The sequence below is a fragment of the Paucibacter soli genome (assembly GCF_037482845.1).
Taxonomy (GTDB): domain Bacteria; phylum Pseudomonadota; class Gammaproteobacteria; order Burkholderiales; family Burkholderiaceae_C; genus Paucibacter_B; species Paucibacter_B soli.
Window position 1 is genome coordinate 1 of record NZ_JBBHJW010000045.1, and the last position, 393, is coordinate 393.

General features: G+C 65.9%; 1 protein-coding gene. It reads left to right on the top strand.

Annotated elements, in window-relative coordinates:
- On the top strand, positions 1–393 hold a 393-nt coding region (locus WG898_RS25205; protein ID WP_339605523.1), incomplete at both ends, for a hypothetical protein.

Below are 393 nucleotides of genomic sequence, written 5' to 3' on the forward strand. Positions count from 1 at the left end.
GCGGGGTCGACACCTTCTACGCCGACTGGTCGGGCTGGAGCGAGGGTGTCACCTGGAGCAACGACAAGAACGTGGGCAACTCGGTGCTGAGCGACAACGCTGTGAGCACCATGGGCGCCACGCACCAGGTCAAGGTGTCGGGCATGGAGCGGCTGCTCATTCTCACCGGCAGCGGCAACGACACCCTCGTGCAGAACGTCACCGGCACGAACGACGAATTCCGCTTGGGTGCTGGCGGCGACAGCCTGACGCTCAATGGCTCGGCGGCAGCATCGGCGGGCAATGACGCCGTGGACATGGGCGCAGACAAGGACATCCTGGTCATCAGCGGTCAGTCGGGCAACGACACCCTGGCCCTGGGAAGCGGGGACGACACGGCCACGATCAGCGGGA